This is a genomic window from Sporosarcina sp. G11-34, assembly GCF_026931025.1.
Genome location: NZ_JAHNZW010000013.1, coordinates 87,691 through 102,565, shown reverse-complemented (window position 1 = coordinate 102,565; position 14,875 = coordinate 87,691). Strand labels below are relative to the sequence as shown.

The following is a 14,875-nucleotide window of genomic DNA, read 5'->3' as shown; positions in this document are numbered from 1 at the left end:
TCTTTATTTTTACGTTCATTTATTTCATAGAAAACTGGTTCGCTCGCTGAAAATGACGTAAGGGAAGTAATAAAGAATTCTTTTAAACGATGCTGTTCAGCAAGTTTCAATTTTTGGATTTCTGCTATTATTTCACTTAACTTCATTTCGGACCCCTCCAAACAACTATTCTCCTCCTAATTATAGAACGCTCGTGCTCCCTTTAATCAAATATCAACAGAGTTATTTAACATAGCCTTTTTATAAAGGAATGCAACGATATTTAATTGTGACGCGGCAATTCTCTTTGGGAAAAAACGTTTGCAGTAAAGCTGATCATAAGCTTTTTTTAGATCATGCCATTGCCTACAATGTTTCCTCTGTCTAAAACGTGCGACATCAATAATCTTTATCTCACCACTAGATGTGATGAAAATGTTTCGCAAGTGAATATCAGAAGGATTTAATCCCTGGGCTAAAGCCAATGCTAGTGCATGATCGATTTCTTTTATATGAGTTGACGTTATGAGCTTCCCTTGCGACATACATTCAAAAAGAGTAAGCCCCTCAATGTAATCCATGACAATATAATTCAATCCTGAGTCATGAACGGGTGGATAATAGGATATATTTTGAAGTATTTTATAAATTGCAGCCTCTTCTTTTGCAATATAAGTAAATTCGGGGAAAAATATTTTAATTGCTTGATTGGATGACTGTATTCTAAAAACAAAGGCACTTCTTCCTGTCCCAACAAGTTCTAAAGAGTCCCCATAGCTAATCAAACGATTTTTCTTGTTAATGACGACTGTATTTGCAAGTGCTTGGTAAGTATTCAAAGTTTGTCCTCCAGTTGACTATGAAATAAAAAAGAGACGCTATAACCAACATTTGGTCATAACGCCTCTAGGAATAAAAAAGGCCTCACCAAATAATCGGTAAGGTCTCGCAAACAACCGTAGTTGCCAACAAAGCCGAGGGTTTGGACCCTGTGCTGACGACTTTGCTGTATAGCTACTCCCCTTAAAGGAAGTCGAATATTATATTGTATGCCTAGTATAAGTGCCGACTGTATAAGAGTCAATTTTTCTTGTCCCGCTTTTCATTTCTTCGTCGTCCAAGGGACAATTGCTTGTCCAATCCCTTTATGATCAAGTCGCCCAACTTGGACACAAATTTAAATTCCTTATGATGAGTAAACGCGAGCATATTTGAATCGTTCGTAAGAAATATGGTATAACTGTAAAGGATGCATTTACGTTATACTATAAGTGATGAAGTAGTTTATTAAGGAAGGAAAGAAGAAATGAGTAATGATAACTTTTGGCTCGATTTACCGAAGCCGTTTTTCATATTAGCACCGATGGAAGATGTGACAGATGTTGTATTCCGTCACGTTATCGTAGAAGCGGGACGACCAGACGTATTTTTCACTGAATTTGCGAATACGGCAAGTTATTGTCATCCTGAAGGCGTAGATAGTCTTCGGGGTCGCTTAACGTTTACTGAAGACGAACAACCGATTGTCGCACATATTTGGGGAGATCGCCCAGAATATTTTAGACAGATGAGTATCGGGATGAAAGAAATGGGTTTTCGTGGAATCGACATTAATATGGGTTGTCCCGTACAAAATGTCGCAGCACAAGGTAGAGGCGCTGGTTTGATTAACCATCCAGAAAATGCAGCGGAAATTATCCAAGCAGCAAAAGCCGGTGGATTACCTGTTAGTGTGAAAACGCGTATGGGTTATACGAAAATAGAAGAATGGCGCGATTGGTTAACGCATATACTCAAACAAGATATTGCAAACTTATCAATCCACCTTCGTACGAGAAAAGAAATGAGTAAAGTACCAGCGCATTGGGATCTGATTCCGGAAATTAAACAATTACGGGATGAAATCGCACCTAATACACTACTTACGATAAACGGAGATATTCCAGATCGTGCAAAAGGCATGGAGTTAGTCGAAAAATACGGTATCGACGGTGTGATGATTGGTCGTGGTGTCTTTACGAATCCGTTCGCATTTGAAAAAGAACCGAAAGAACATAGCGTGAACGAATTTTTACAGTTGCTATTATTACAACTTGATTTACATGACAAATACGAACGAGAAATAGAACCACGCCCATTTAAGCCGCTCCTTCGCTTCTTTAAAATTTATATTCGTGGATTTAAAGGAGCAAGTGAATTAAGGCATCAATTAATGAGCACAAAATCGACTGCCGAAGTAAGAGAAATGATTCAACCGTATTTAGAAGCGAATTTGGATGAATGATATTGAAAAATAGATTGTCATAAGAAAAGGCAGTGCCCTTTCTCCTTAACGGGGGAAGGGTTTTTCGTCAGGAGCGAATGTCGCCGCCGCGTTACAACTATTGAAAGGCGAAGAAAAAGGAGCAAATATCGTATTAACAATAAATGATTCTGGACTTAAATATATAAGCACCAATCTATAAGAATAATGCAACGTCCCTATATTCATTGTCATAATTTGAATACATATGACAACAAAAAAAGCATCAGCGTCTACTACAATTATGAATTGTATGGACACTGATGCTTTATACTGTTTAATGAAACACGATTGTTTTATTGCCTTCAACGATAATTCGGTTTTCAAGATGCCATTTTACAGCTTTCGCAAGAACGCGCCGCTCGATTTGACTGCCTATCTTTTTCAAATCTCTCACATCGTCACGATGATCCACTCGCTCGACATCCTGCTCGATAATCGGCCCTTCATCAAGATCATTTGTTACGTAGTGAGACGTTGCCCCTATTAGTTTCACACCACGCTTATATGCACGTTCGTATGGCCCCGCCCCGATAAATGCCGGCAGGAATGAATGATGGATATTAATAATCCGATTCTCAAAATGGCTGACAAAATCAGGTGTTAGGATTTGCATATATCGCGCAAGAATTAGCAAATCTACATTATACTCTTTCATTAGGCGTATTTGCTCCGCTTCGACTTGTTTCCGAATATCTTTATTGGCCGGAATATAATGAAAAGGAATTCCTAAAGACTCGACCAAGTGTCGTGCCTCTTCGTGATTACTAATGACAACTACAATATCAGTATCCAAATCACCATTTTGCCATTCCCACAAAAGTTCCATTAAACAGTGTGGTTCCTTTGATACAAATATAGCTGAACGTTTCCGCTCATTCCCGTATGCAAAATGGTAATCCATCGAATGAGTTGCCGCAATTCCCTCAAAATCCTTTTCAATCTGCGCCGATTTTCCCAATAGATTTTCACAGTGAAACTCAATACGGATGAAAAAGATACCATTCTCCGGATCACTGGAATACTGGCTCGATTCAATAATATTGGAATCATGATTATGTAAAAATGTCGATAATACCGATACAATCCCCGGTTTATCTGGACATTTTACTAACAAGCGTCCCTGGTTTTCAAGTTTTTCATTTTGTTGATTCAATTTCATGTCAACTTTTGCTGCAATAGACATTTGCTAATAGCTCCTATTCGTAAAGATATTAACTTTCCATTATCCAACATATCGAGCCTTTATGCAATGTTTTTTGTTCACGTGGAAAATACAGCTCACAAAACTAATAGTTATAACGCTTCCTTGTCATCAAAATTAACAACATCGCCGGCACCGTACAAATGATCATCCCTAAAAACGCGAGACCTGGAGAAATTTCGTATAAAAACCCTCCAAGGAATGTTAAAATAGCAGTGCTCAAGCTCAATGCCAGTGCCGAATAAACGCCTTGCGCATTTGGAATTTGCTGCTTCGGTAAATTTTTAGTTATATAAAGAATAAATGCATAATGGGCGATTCCGAACGATAGTGCATGCAAACTTTGCGAAATCATAAATATCCACACATTTGGGAATAAAAACACAAGTACCCAACGCAGAGTCGATCCTGACGCAGCTAAGAATAATAACGACGAAGGCTTCCATTTTTTAAACAAGTGATCGGCCTTTGCAAAGTAAATAATTTCAAAAATAATTGCAATATTAATAATCATTCCGATATAAAAGTTCTTTACATGTAAGTCCTGTAAATAGATATAACCATAATTATAATAGGCTGCATGTGCGCCTTGTAGTAAAACAACGACAAGTAACACGATTGGGAAACTTTTAACTTGCCATAAGCTGCGCATCGTTGGTGATTCCTCACGATCTGTCGCCGTCGGTTTCACTAACAGTACAGCCGGTGTCGATAGGAAACGCATGAAAAGCATTAAACAAAGCCCAGCCATCATACTCCATAAAATGGCCTGCTCTCCAAAATACCCCGTTAGCATACTAACAATGAGCACGGAAATAACAAAGCCTAGTGAACCATATGAACGACTTTTTCCGTAATGCACATCACCTTGTTGGACCAACGCGCCTGCCGTACTATCAACAGCGGGAAGTAATGCTGGATAAGCGGCACTAAATAGAATGGTGACAACAAAAAGTGTGCTAAATGTTGAAGTAGGAACATAAAGTAAAGTCGCCGCAAGTGAGCAAACTGTGAAAAAAAGAATAACCGTTTGACTGCTCCAATGTTTAGAGACGAATGGGAAGACAAACATCGTCGATGCACCGCGTGCCAATAAGCCGAACCCCATAATTAGGCTCGCTTCTGCCACGCTTAATCCTTTGCCCTGCACAAGCCACCCTGTCCAATAAGGCAAAAATACACCCCATGTTATAAAAAACACAAAAAAGTTCTGTGAAAGCCAGCGTTGATTGTTCATTGTTCATCCCTCCATATCTATTGCATCGTAGCACGTATACACATACAATAATGTGAGATATCTCATATTAAGGAGGAAAACGATGCAATTTTTAGCCGAACCTATGCGTAGCTACTATATTGAAAAATACCCGATTCAGTCACTTTTCTCCTTTCCTATTACCCCGTTTCTACAAGTTTTTCAGTTTGAACGTGGCGAATTTATTTTTAAAGAAGGCTCTCATCCAGAGTATATATACTATCTCGTCGAAGGTAAGGCCAAACTATATGTTACCCACAAAAATGGGAAAGTATCACTCGTCAATTTCTTACAAGCTCCAACCTTCATGGGCGAAGTCGAACTGTTACATGCAGAAAGCTCCTCCAAAGGTATCCAAACCGCTACAAAAGTAACTTGTCTTGCCATCCCAATTCATGCCTGTAAAGATAAACTTTTAACAGACGCTACTTTCCTGAGGTATTTATGTATCTTTTTAAGTAAAAAGATGACTATGATTTCAACTAAGTATACAAAAAATCAAGCGTATCCACTTGAAAACCGCCTCGCCGCCTTCATCCTTATGTCGGCTGATCAGAACTTTTACAAAGAAAAACACACCGAAGTATGTGAATACTTAGGTGTCTCTTATCGTCATTTACTTTACGTCCTCGCACAGCTATGCAAGGCACACATCATTGAAAAACAATCGCGAGGCTATATTATCCGGGACGAAGAACGACTACAAAAATTGGCTAAGGAAGTTTGAACGTTTAATGGGCGGCTTTTTCATTAATTATCAATCTTATTTCAAAATCTACATAAACGAAAAAATATAAATTCCTGCGACATTTGCGAGGAAATGGGCAATGGTTGTTAAATATACATTCTTTGTTTTCAAAAATAATATTCCGTAAAGAATGCTATCTATGAAAATAAAGCCAATATCGTACATAACTACACCGATTGGACCAGCTGAAAGATGGGCAATCGCGAATAAAAATGAAATTGCAATAATAGCGATCCTTGAACCTGTTATTTCCGATAATTTTTCTTGTGCGAAACCACGAAATGCAAGTTCTTCCCCAAAAGCGAGGAATAATAGTTGAGGAATAAGTATAAGTAAAGAACTCATGTGTAACATTGGCTCAACCCGACCCATCACATGCTCATTAAATGTTGGCATTGCGTAATGAGCGAATATAATTTGTCCGATAACTGCTACAAAGGGAAGTAGAATCAGCCACCAATACTGGCGAATATCCGCCTTCGTTTTATCCCAACGAAATGTAAAGACCGAAACTTCATTTTTCACTTTCTTTCTTTCATATAATAGATAGGCAATCGAAAAAATAATAACCAAACCGCTTAAAGGTAATAACGCTAATAAGGCAAAAATAATAAGTGGTGACAGTCCCTTTCCAACGTTTCTCATTTTCATCCTCCATATCAAAATAAATTTAATAACCGGTTTATTAGCATCAAATAGGAAAAATATATATTTTAGCAATACTATTAATTAAGATCCCTTCATAACCATTCTTACTTCCCCATTATATGCCCAAGCCATTTATTCTTCACGTCAATAAAAAAGAAAACTTTTAGCAACCCCCTTTTTTATCCGATTCAACTGATTGTTCTAGCCAACTGATGTTTGCTATTCATAACTAGAGCCTGCATCGGGTAAACTTATATTGTATATAAGTTGTTGGGAAAGAAATAAAATTACTACATATACTTACTCGTACGAGGAGGATTGGCTATGAATATTCGAATCCAATGGATTTACAAAACACCTAGAGGGTTGGAAACCGTTTTCCACTCCGAAGAAATGCCCGCAGCACAAGCCGTACTTGTTGCGGAAGACTTGAAGCGAACAGGGCGCGTTAAAAGCGTAACATTCATTGACCAGTTGGATAGTACGTGGACAGTTAAAGAGATGAAGGGTTACTTAAAAGGTATTGAAACCGAACCGCATAATATCACGGTCTACTTCGACGGTGGCTTTAACCTGGAAACGAACAAATCGGGTTTGGGCTGTGTTATTTATTATGAACAAAGTGGAAAATCATTTAGGCTACGAAGAAACGCACCTTCCGTCGAAATTCTATCGAATAACGAGGCAGAATATGCGGCGCTTTACTTAGGTCTACAAGAACTCGAATTGTTACACGTCCATCACCTACCCGTCCGATTCATCGGGGATTCCCAAGTAGTCATCAATCAGCTAAACGGGGAATGGGCGGCACCCGAAAGAACTTTGTCAAACTGGGCAGATCGTATTGACGACAAACTGAAAGACCTCGGTATCCAGCCCACATATGAACTCGTGAAACGTAAATTAAATTCAGAAGCAGATCGGCTAGCGACCCAAGCCCTGAATGGAATCTCGATTACTGCAACTAGTGAAATAATAACCTAATCCCTTCTTAATAGACCAAAGACATAGTAAATCCCTCTCTGTTTGTATAAACAAAGAGGGATTGCGTCTTTCATCTAACACTATATATCGATTAAACTAATGAATAGGAGCACCTTATTTCAGTACACCTAAAAATCGTTGAATAAGGCGACACTTCAGCGGGAATAGCATTAGCCGAAGACCCCGCAGCGTAGCGAGGAGGCTGAGGCAATGCCCGCGGAAAGGGAGCCGGTTCAACGATTTTTTTAGGGACAATCCTTATTTCAACTTATATCGCTCAAAAATCATTCATAAAAGCTCGCGGGTATCGCTCCAACACTTCTTCTATGATAAAGTAACGGGTCTTTATCTTCATTATGGATGTGTAACACTTCCCCAATGAAAATAATATGGTCTCCCGCCTCAATTTTTTCAACCACTTTACATTCAAGCTGGGAAAGTGAATTGGCTATTAAAGGGAGCTGTCTTTCCGACTCTTCCCATTTACATTGGCTAAAACGATTTTCTACTTTCGAAGCAAATAAATTACAAATCCTAGCTTGATCTTCCGCTAAAATATTTACCGCGAATTTCTCCACTTCTAAAAAAACGGGATAAGAACCCGACTTTTTATCGATAGACCATAATATGAGTAAAGGATCCAACGAAACCGATGCAAACGAATTAACCGTTAACCCAATCGGATTATTTTGTTTATCGAAAGTAGTAACTACTGTTACACCTGTTGGATAATTCCCTAATGCTTTTTTGAATTCTGCTTGTGTGGTGCTTACATTTTCACTGACGCTCACCATTAAAATCCACTTCCATTCTATATAATATTTTTTTGCACTACAGAAAATCGCACTGCGAACGATACGTTACTTTGTAATATTCGCATCAAAAAATAGCGGATAGCCGATTGAATCAAACTTTATCCCTTGGACATCTGAAGAAGTTGCGATTGTATAAGGGAAAAGATAGATAGGAATACTAACGACGTCATTCACAAGTATTTGTTGGGCCTCTTTATACAAATCCGCACGTTTGGCATCATCCATTTCAATTTCCCCTTGCTTTAATAACCCATCTAATTCCGGTCCATTATACCAAGCGATGTTACTACCTCCTTTATCAAGCATTTTTTCAGAATGATAAAACATTCGAAGGTCATCTGGATCGTTTCCAACACGGCTATTTCCATAAGCATCATACGCGGTAGGATTTCTCAGGACCGCCATATGCTCACTAGTCGTTTCAATTTGAACATCTACACCGACCACTTTTAGCTGCTCTTTCACCATCAATGTAATATCTTGGCGTTTTTCTCGATTTACAGCGTTATTTAATATGCGAAGCGTTGCTATTTTTCCATCTTTTTTACGTAGTCCATCGGAATCTTTCACCCATCCGAGCCCATCAAATAATGCATTCGCTTTTTCAACGTCAAAACTTTCCTGGCCTTCCAAGCTCGCATCATAACCAAATACCGATGGCGTTAACGGCGACCAAGCACGCTCATAAGTACCTAAGTATAATGTCTTCACGATACTTCCGACATCTATACTAGCCCTTAATGCAAGACGTGCTTTCACATCATCCCAAGGGGCATTGCTGCTATTAATAAATAGCGTGTATGGCAACCCACCCGATTCTGCCTCCCAAAGTTTTAACTGTGCATTCTTTTCAATCGTAAGAATGTCTTGTGGTGGAACAGTTTCTGCCGCTTTTATTTGTCCACTTTGAACACTACCAATTCGCGTCGCTTCTTCCGGCACAATTTTAAATGTTAATTTATCTAAATAAGCTGGACCCTCGTGATCTGCAAATGGATATCCCCCGTGGTAATTCTCATTTTTCTCTAGTACAACACGGTCATTTTCAACAGCTTCTACAAACTGAAAAGGACCCGTGCCAACCGGATGAAGTCCGAATTGCTCGCCTGCTTTTTCAGCTGCTTCTTGCGATACAATCGAAAAATTGGAGTGTGCAAGAAGCGTTATAAATGTTGCCGATGGATTAGACAGTGTAAATTTGACTGTATAATTATTTACAACTTCAACAGATTCAAGCATTTCCATATAACTTGCGGCAAATAGAGCTTTTGTTGTCGGATCAAAAATTCGGCCAAAGTTGTACTTTACGACATCAGCATTAAATTCAGTGCCGTCATGGAAAGTAACACCCTCTTTTAATTTAAACGTATACACTTTTTGATCTTCGGAAACTTCCCACTCCGTTGCTAGCCATGGCTCGATTTCATTGTCTAATCCTTGGTAAACCAACGTTTCGAAAAGCCCTTTAATCACACGGGTGGAAACTGCAAATGCACTTACATGTGGATCCAATGTATCGGGATCTGTCGCTAATGCATACGTTAACTCCCCACCGGACACCGCTTCTTTCTCCTCATTACCCCCATCAGTTTTTGCGCTTGTTTTTCCTCCTGAAGAACAGCCCGCCAACACCAATGAAAAAATTAATAATAAGCTAACCAATTGATTTATTTTTCTTCTTCTAGACATTTACATCATCCTTTTACATTTCGATAGTTTCTAATTGATCTGCATAATGACATGCAACAAAGTGTCCATTTTCTTGTTCCACAAAGTTTGGTGTTTCTTGCTTACAAAGCTCCGTTGCAAATGGACAGCGTGTATGGAATGCACAACCAGATGGCGGATTTGAAGGTGATGGAATCTCTCCTTCTATCGATAATGCTTTATTTCCTTCTGTTAAATCTGTATTTGGAATCGATTGGATTAATGCTTGTGTATACGGATGAAGTGGTTTTCGAAATAATTGCTCGCTCGGGGCAATTTCTACAATTCTGCCTAAATACATCACACCGATTCGGTCCGAAATATGCCGTACGACATTTAAATCATGGCCAATAAATAGATAAGTAAGCCCAATCGATTGCTGTAAATCTTTTAGTAAGTTAATAATCTGAGCTTGAACGGACACATCCAATGCAGAAACAGCTTCATCCGCAAGTATAAAAGAAGGATTAATCGCAATTGCCCTTGCGATTCCAATGCGCTGACGCTGTCCACCCGAAAATTCATGTGGATAACGGCTTACCCATTCGGGATTAAGTCCAACTAGTTGTAAAAGCTCTTTTACTTTCGACTCCACTTCTTTAGATGACTGTCTTTTAAATTGAGTTTTTAACGGCTCAGCAATTACTTCGCCAATCGTCCATCTTGGGTCAATTGAGCCATATGGATCTTGGAAAATCATTTGCATATCTCTTCTCATTTTGCGCATTTCAGCGCCTTTTAAGTTTAATAAAGATTGTCCTTTAAATAAGATATCTCCAGAAGTCACTTTTTCAAGTTGCAAAATGGTTCTTCCTAAAGTCGATTTACCACTTCCAGACTCCCCAACTAACCCGAATGTCTCTCCTTCTTTTATTGAAAATGAAACATTATTTACAGCTTTTAACTTCTTTCTCGTTTGTTTTAAAGGATAATATTTACTAAGCTCTCGAACTTCAAATAATGTTTTCCTTTCTATTTCTGGCTCTTTTTCAATTATTCGTTCTGTAATATCATCAGCTTCATCACCATTAAACCAATCTGTTCGTTCAATAAGTTCCTCCGTATACCAGCACGCACTTTGTCGTCCGTTAATCGATTGTAAAGAAGGGCTTTCCTTCCGACATTTTTCTGTAGCAAATGGACAGCGTGGACTAAATCGACAACCTGTTGGCATATTGGAAAGACTTGGAATCGAACCTTCAATTGACGGCAACTTCTTTTGGCCGACCGGATTCGCTTTAGGAATGGACTGAAGTAAGCCTCTTGAATATGGGTGATAAGGTTTTTCAAACAATTGTTGTACAGTCGCTTCCTCTACAATTTTTCCGGCATACATGACGACGATTCGATCTGCTAATTGGGCCGCAACGCCTAAATCATGCGTTATTAATAAAATGGCCATATTATGTTCTTCTTTTATGTCTTTTAATAATTGAATAATTTGAGCTTGTATCGTTACATCTAAAGCGGTCGTCGGCTCATCAGCAATTAATAAATCCGGCTCGCATGATAAGGCCATAGCAATCATAGCCCGCTGCAACATCCCACCGGATAATTCATTCGGATATTGCTTCATACGAAGTTCAGGTTCTGATAATCCGACCTTTTCCAGAAGGGATAGTCCTTTTTCACTTGCTTTTCTTTTAGATAATCGCGTATGTTTGCGGATTGTTTCGGTTAATTGGAACCCAATTGTAAACACAGGGTCAAAAGCAGCAGAAGGTTCTTGGAAAATCATTGCAATTTTTTTACCACGAATTTCATTTAATTCTTTAGTCGATAAATGTGCAAGATCATCTGTCCCAAATTGAATTTGTCCGTTGGAAATCACACCATTGTCGTGGTCGATTAATCGCATAATTGCTTTCGACGTGACAGACTTTCCACTTCCAGATTCACCAACTAAACACACTACTTCACTAGGTTTTATAGTTAAAAAAACATCTGAAATAGCGGTAACAAGACCTTCTTTCGTTTTAAAATCAACCGTTAAATCTTTCACTTCTAATAATGTAGTCAATATAGTCACCTCCCCGCCAAGTTAAGTTAAACAATTCGTTTCTTCGGGTCAAAATAATCGCGTAAACTATCACCTATTATGTTGACAGAAAGGACAAACAAAGCGATTGCAAGACCTGGAAATGTAGCAATCCACCATCCCGCGGCAATATAGTTTCTACCTTGAGATAATAAGAAACCCCAATCTGGAATATCAGATACAACACCTAATCCTAAAAAGCTTAAGCCTGCCCCCGTTAAAATAGCTGTTCCTAATCCATTCGATGCCATTACTAATAACGGGGAATAAGAGTTTGGCAGCACATGCTTAATAAAAATCGTCATATTATTTGTTCCAATGGATTTAGAAGCAAGAATATAAGGTCGGTTTTTCACACTTATAATTTGTCCTCTCATCACACGTGCATATGTGGGTATTGCTGAAACCGATATTGCAATAACTAAGTTCGTAAAGCTAGCACCTAATGCAGCCGCTAAAGCGAGTGCTAGTAATACGCCAGGTATTGTTTGTAACACTTCAATGACACGCATACAAATCGTATCAACAACTCCACCTACATAGCCCGAAATCATACCGATTAAACTTCCGGTAATTCCACCTACTAAAACTACAGCCGCTCCTATTAATAAGGAAGTTCTGCTCCCATGAATAACTAGACTAAATACATCGCGTCCAAAATAATCTGTACCAAAAAGATGTCGTATAGAAGGTGCCTGTAAAATTTGATCCGAAAACATTTTAGTAGGCGGATAAGGAGCAATCCATTGTGGTACGATGGCGCATACAACTAAAAAACCAATTACTAACAAGGAGATATAAATGAATAATTTCTCAACCCTGAACAAACGTAACGTACGGTTTTTAAATTTCCCAACTGGTGAGACAAACGGTTTACTTTGTACGGATGCTTCTCTCATACCTTCAATTTCCTCCTAACTGGCCTCTTCGAATTCTAGGATCTATAACTGAATAAGAAATATCGATACATAAGTTAATGACGACATAGACAATTGCGATGAAAAAAACAACACCTTGGATAATCGGTAAATCCTTTGCCATAATTGCGTCCGCAACCATTCTTCCGATACCTTGCCTCGCAAATACAGTTTCGATTACAACTGTGCCTCCAAGAAAATCACCTATAATGACACCAATCATTGTAATCGCTGGTATCAATGCATTTCTTAAAGCATGTCGGTACATCACAATTCTTTCAGATATCCCTTTCGCTCTAAGTGTTGCAATATACGTTTCATTAATCACTTCTAACATGCTATTTCGAACAACCCTCACGACAAACCCTGCTCCGACAAGCCCCAATGTAATTGCGGGTAGAACAAGCGATGCGATTCCAACAGATCCCATCGCCGGAAACCATCCGAGCGAAACAGAAAAAATTAAAATCAATAGAATACCTGACCAAAATGTCGGCATCGAAATTCCTAGTAAACCGATAAGACGTGCAACATAATCGATAAAGCTATTTTGATGAATCGCTGCTAAAACCCCTAAAGTAACACCAACAACAATTGAGATCGTGATGCTGGCAAGCGTTAGCATTAGTGTAGCTGGGAACTGTGCAATGATTTTATCGAGTACTGGCTCTCCATCAATAACGGATTGGCCAAAATCCCCCTGTAACAAATTCATAATGTAATTAAAAAACTGAGTATAAAAAGGCAAATGCAATCCTAATTCTTTACGTAAGTTATCTGCCATCTCAGTATTCCCCGCGTTTTCAGCAAGTAAAGTATCCACTACATCCGTTGGCAAAAAATAATTTATTGAAAATACAACAAGTAAGGACCCCAACAGAACAATAATTGCTGTAATTCCTCGGTTTAATAGTAACTTTGCCATTCTCACACCACCTCTCTCAATCAATTAAAACTTATATGTTTAGTAGGGTTTACATTTAAATTTTTTATGCATATTCCTTTTCTAACACAGCCTTTACATGCTCCAAACCAACCTCAGTCACACCTTTGTATACCTCGCCCTTACCAATTTCAACTACTGGTACATGACGAATACCATATTTTACATCTAATATGTCGCGAAATTCATCATGATTCGTTACATCTACTGTTTGATACGCAATATTTTGCTCCGTTAAATATTCCTTGACCTCTTCGCAATAGCTGCACCCTTCTTTCGACCATACAACTACTGATAATTCTTTTGACATATTTTTCTCCTTCAATTTTATGAATAAACAACTTGTTTTTTTAAGTTTTTCGGACTTAATAATTCAAACGACCGAAGTCGTTGTTCTGGATTCGGTACTGGTGTATGCAATATAAACTCATCGATCTCGTAGACTTCATGCAACTCATCTAAAGTTTTCTTCACTTGAATCGGTGTCCCATAAATAATATTTGCATCATATGTCTTCACTTCATACGCTTCTCCAGATTCTTCCCCAAACTTTTCTGCTTGCTTTACAGTTTGTAATGTTAACGTTCGACCGCTTGCTAAATGCACTTTAATAATTTTTTGATGGCCCGCAAGTTCCTTCGCTTCGGCCTCCGTAGGGGCTGTAATAACAGCAACGGAAGCGATGAATGTTCCGTTCGGATAATTTTCACGATACGTATTTGCAGCTTCTTTGAAAACTTTATTATCACTATTTATAAACCGTGCAAATGCAAATGAAATTCCTAACTTTGCTGCAAGCTTCGCACTATTTACACTTGCCCCCAACAAATACGTTTTCGGTTTAACAGGTGGTATTGGCGTTGCCTGAATGCCGGAAAATTCGTGTGTCCCGGGAATATTATCAAATATAAGTTGCTGTAAGAAGGCCAACCTTTCTTCAAAGTCCGTCCCCGTATTCACCGTTCCATATTGCAATGCTTTTGTTGAAAGAGGCAGTCCACCGGGCGCTTTTCCAATGCCAAGATCTACTCTGCCTGGTTCAAGCGTTGACAACACATGAAAGTTTTCCACTACTTTATATGGGCTATAATGCTGAAGCATAATGCCGCCGGAACCAACACGGATTGTCTTCGTTTTTGCCAACAGATAGGAAACCAATACTTCAGGAGATGAACCCGCAACCGAGTCTGAATTATGATGTTCGGATACCCAAAACCGTTCGTATCCCCATTCTTCCGCTTTTTGCGCTAAGTCAACTGTTTTTTTCAAAGTATCATAGTTTGACGTACCTTCAACGACTGGACTTTGATCTAAAATCCCCAACTTATAATTCAT

The 14,875-nt window shown here is 38.8% G+C and carries 14 protein-coding genes and 1 pseudogene; 3 read left to right on the top strand and 12 right to left on the bottom strand.

Annotated features, from left to right (window positions below):
- Positions 1 to 146: pseudogene (locus KSU66_RS17030) on the bottom strand (IS1595 family transposase); the annotation flags it as partial.
- Between the two features lie 60 nt (positions 147 to 206).
- Complete coding sequence (locus KSU66_RS17025; protein WP_269052660.1) at positions 207 to 818, bottom strand: protein kinase family protein; 612 nt, start codon at positions 816 to 818, stop codon at positions 207 to 209.
- 467 nt (positions 819 to 1,285) lie between these two features.
- Here KSU66_RS17025 and KSU66_RS17020 point away from each other — a divergent pair, with 467 nt between their 5' ends.
- Complete coding sequence (locus KSU66_RS17020) at positions 1,286 to 2,263, top strand: tRNA dihydrouridine synthase (RefSeq protein WP_269052659.1); 978 nt, start codon at positions 1,286 to 1,288, stop codon at positions 2,261 to 2,263.
- 295 nt (positions 2,264 to 2,558) lie between these two features.
- Here KSU66_RS17020 and purU read toward each other — a convergent pair whose 3' ends face one another.
- Together purU and KSU66_RS17010 are read right to left on the bottom strand one after the other, a co-directional pair.
- On the bottom strand, positions 2,559 to 3,443 hold the full coding sequence (gene purU, locus KSU66_RS17015) for a formyltetrahydrofolate deformylase (protein ID WP_443029003.1): 885 nt from the start codon (positions 3,441 to 3,443) through the stop codon (positions 2,559 to 2,561).
- Between the two features lie 127 nt (positions 3,444 to 3,570).
- Positions 3,571 to 4,722 (bottom strand): 3-phenylpropionate MFS transporter, encoded by a 1,152-nt coding sequence (locus tag KSU66_RS17010; protein ID WP_269052657.1) that lies wholly within the window; start codon positions 4,720 to 4,722, stop codon positions 3,571 to 3,573.
- 82 nt (positions 4,723 to 4,804) lie between these two features.
- Here KSU66_RS17010 and yeiL point away from each other — a divergent pair, with 82 nt between their 5' ends.
- Positions 4,805 to 5,467 (top strand): transcriptional regulator YeiL, encoded by a 663-nt coding sequence (gene yeiL, locus KSU66_RS17005; protein ID WP_269052656.1) that lies wholly within the window; start codon positions 4,805 to 4,807, stop codon positions 5,465 to 5,467.
- Positions 5,468 to 5,515: 48 nt separating this feature from the next.
- On the opposite strand, the gene KSU66_RS17000 is transcribed toward yeiL, so the two are convergent.
- A complete protein-coding gene (locus KSU66_RS17000) occupies positions 5,516 to 6,133 on the bottom strand; it encodes a CPBP family intramembrane glutamic endopeptidase (RefSeq protein WP_269052655.1) in 618 nt (205 codons plus the stop codon).
- A 327-nt stretch (positions 6,134 to 6,460) separates the two neighbouring features.
- Here KSU66_RS17000 and KSU66_RS16995 point away from each other — a divergent pair, with 327 nt between their 5' ends.
- Complete coding sequence (locus KSU66_RS16995; RefSeq protein ID WP_269052654.1) at positions 6,461 to 7,120, top strand: ribonuclease H family protein; 660 nt, start codon at positions 6,461 to 6,463, stop codon at positions 7,118 to 7,120.
- A gap of 284 nt (positions 7,121 to 7,404) precedes the next feature.
- Here KSU66_RS16995 and KSU66_RS16990 read toward each other — a convergent pair whose 3' ends face one another.
- The 7 genes from KSU66_RS16990 to KSU66_RS16960 all read right to left on the bottom strand — a co-directional run bounded on the left by KSU66_RS16990 (position 7,405) and on the right by KSU66_RS16960 (position 14,875).
- A complete protein-coding gene (locus KSU66_RS16990; RefSeq protein ID WP_269052653.1) occupies positions 7,405 to 7,911 on the bottom strand; it encodes a flavin reductase family protein in 507 nt (168 codons plus the stop codon).
- Between the two features lie 69 nt (positions 7,912 to 7,980).
- Positions 7,981 to 9,624: an ABC transporter substrate-binding protein gene (locus KSU66_RS16985; protein WP_269052652.1), complete on the bottom strand. Its 1,644-nt coding sequence runs from the start codon at positions 9,622 to 9,624 to the stop codon at positions 7,981 to 7,983.
- Between the two features lie 13 nt (positions 9,625 to 9,637).
- Entirely contained in the window at positions 9,638 to 11,671 is a 2,034-nt protein-coding gene (locus KSU66_RS16980; RefSeq protein ID WP_329958843.1) for a dipeptide ABC transporter ATP-binding protein, read from the bottom strand.
- Positions 11,672 to 11,688: 17 nt separating this feature from the next.
- Positions 11,689 to 12,579: an ABC transporter permease gene (locus KSU66_RS16975; protein ID WP_269052650.1), complete on the bottom strand. Its 891-nt coding sequence runs from the start codon at positions 12,577 to 12,579 to the stop codon at positions 11,689 to 11,691.
- A gap of 4 nt (positions 12,580 to 12,583) precedes the next feature.
- Positions 12,584 to 13,522, bottom strand: a complete 939-nt coding sequence (locus KSU66_RS16970) for an ABC transporter permease (protein WP_269052649.1) — start codon at positions 13,520 to 13,522, stop codon at positions 12,584 to 12,586.
- Between the two features lie 64 nt (positions 13,523 to 13,586).
- Positions 13,587 to 13,850, bottom strand: a complete 264-nt coding sequence (locus tag KSU66_RS16965) for a glutaredoxin family protein (RefSeq protein WP_269052648.1) — start codon at positions 13,848 to 13,850, stop codon at positions 13,587 to 13,589.
- Between the two features lie 17 nt (positions 13,851 to 13,867).
- Positions 13,868 to 14,875 (bottom strand): LLM class flavin-dependent oxidoreductase, encoded by a 1,008-nt coding sequence (locus KSU66_RS16960; RefSeq protein WP_269052647.1) that lies wholly within the window; start codon positions 14,873 to 14,875, stop codon positions 13,868 to 13,870.

Bases quoted from the DNA above. Each gene is read 5' to 3' on its own strand.
- KSU66_RS16995 (WP_269052654.1), top strand. From the start codon at position 6,461: ATGAATATTCGAATCCAATGGATTTACAAAACACCTAGAGGGTTGGAA.
- KSU66_RS17020 (WP_269052659.1), top strand. From the start codon at position 1,286: ATGAGTAATGATAACTTTTGGCTCGATTTACCGAAGCCGTTTTTCATA.
- KSU66_RS16965 (WP_269052648.1), bottom strand. From the start codon at position 13,850: ATGTCAAAAGAATTATCAGTAGTTGTATGGTCGAAAGAAGGGTGCAGC.
- yeiL (WP_269052656.1), top strand. From the start codon at position 4,805: ATGCAATTTTTAGCCGAACCTATGCGTAGCTACTATATTGAAAAATAC.
- KSU66_RS16970 (WP_269052649.1), bottom strand. From the start codon at position 13,522: ATGGCAAAGTTACTATTAAACCGAGGAATTACAGCAATTATTGTTCTG.
- KSU66_RS16960 (WP_269052647.1), bottom strand. From the start codon at position 14,875: ATGAATTATAAGTTGGGGATTTTAGATCAAAGTCCAGTCGTTGAAGGT.
- KSU66_RS16985 (WP_269052652.1), bottom strand. From the start codon at position 9,624: ATGTCTAGAAGAAGAAAAATAAATCAATTGGTTAGCTTATTATTAATT.
- purU (WP_443029003.1), bottom strand. From the start codon at position 3,443: ATGAAATTGAATCAACAAAATGAAAAACTTGAAAACCAGGGACGCTTG.
- KSU66_RS16975 (WP_269052650.1), bottom strand. From the start codon at position 12,579: ATGAGAGAAGCATCCGTACAAAGTAAACCGTTTGTCTCACCAGTTGGG.
- KSU66_RS17010 (WP_269052657.1), bottom strand. From the start codon at position 4,722: ATGAACAATCAACGCTGGCTTTCACAGAACTTTTTTGTGTTTTTTATA.
- KSU66_RS17000 (WP_269052655.1), bottom strand. From the start codon at position 6,133: ATGAGAAACGTTGGAAAGGGACTGTCACCACTTATTATTTTTGCCTTA.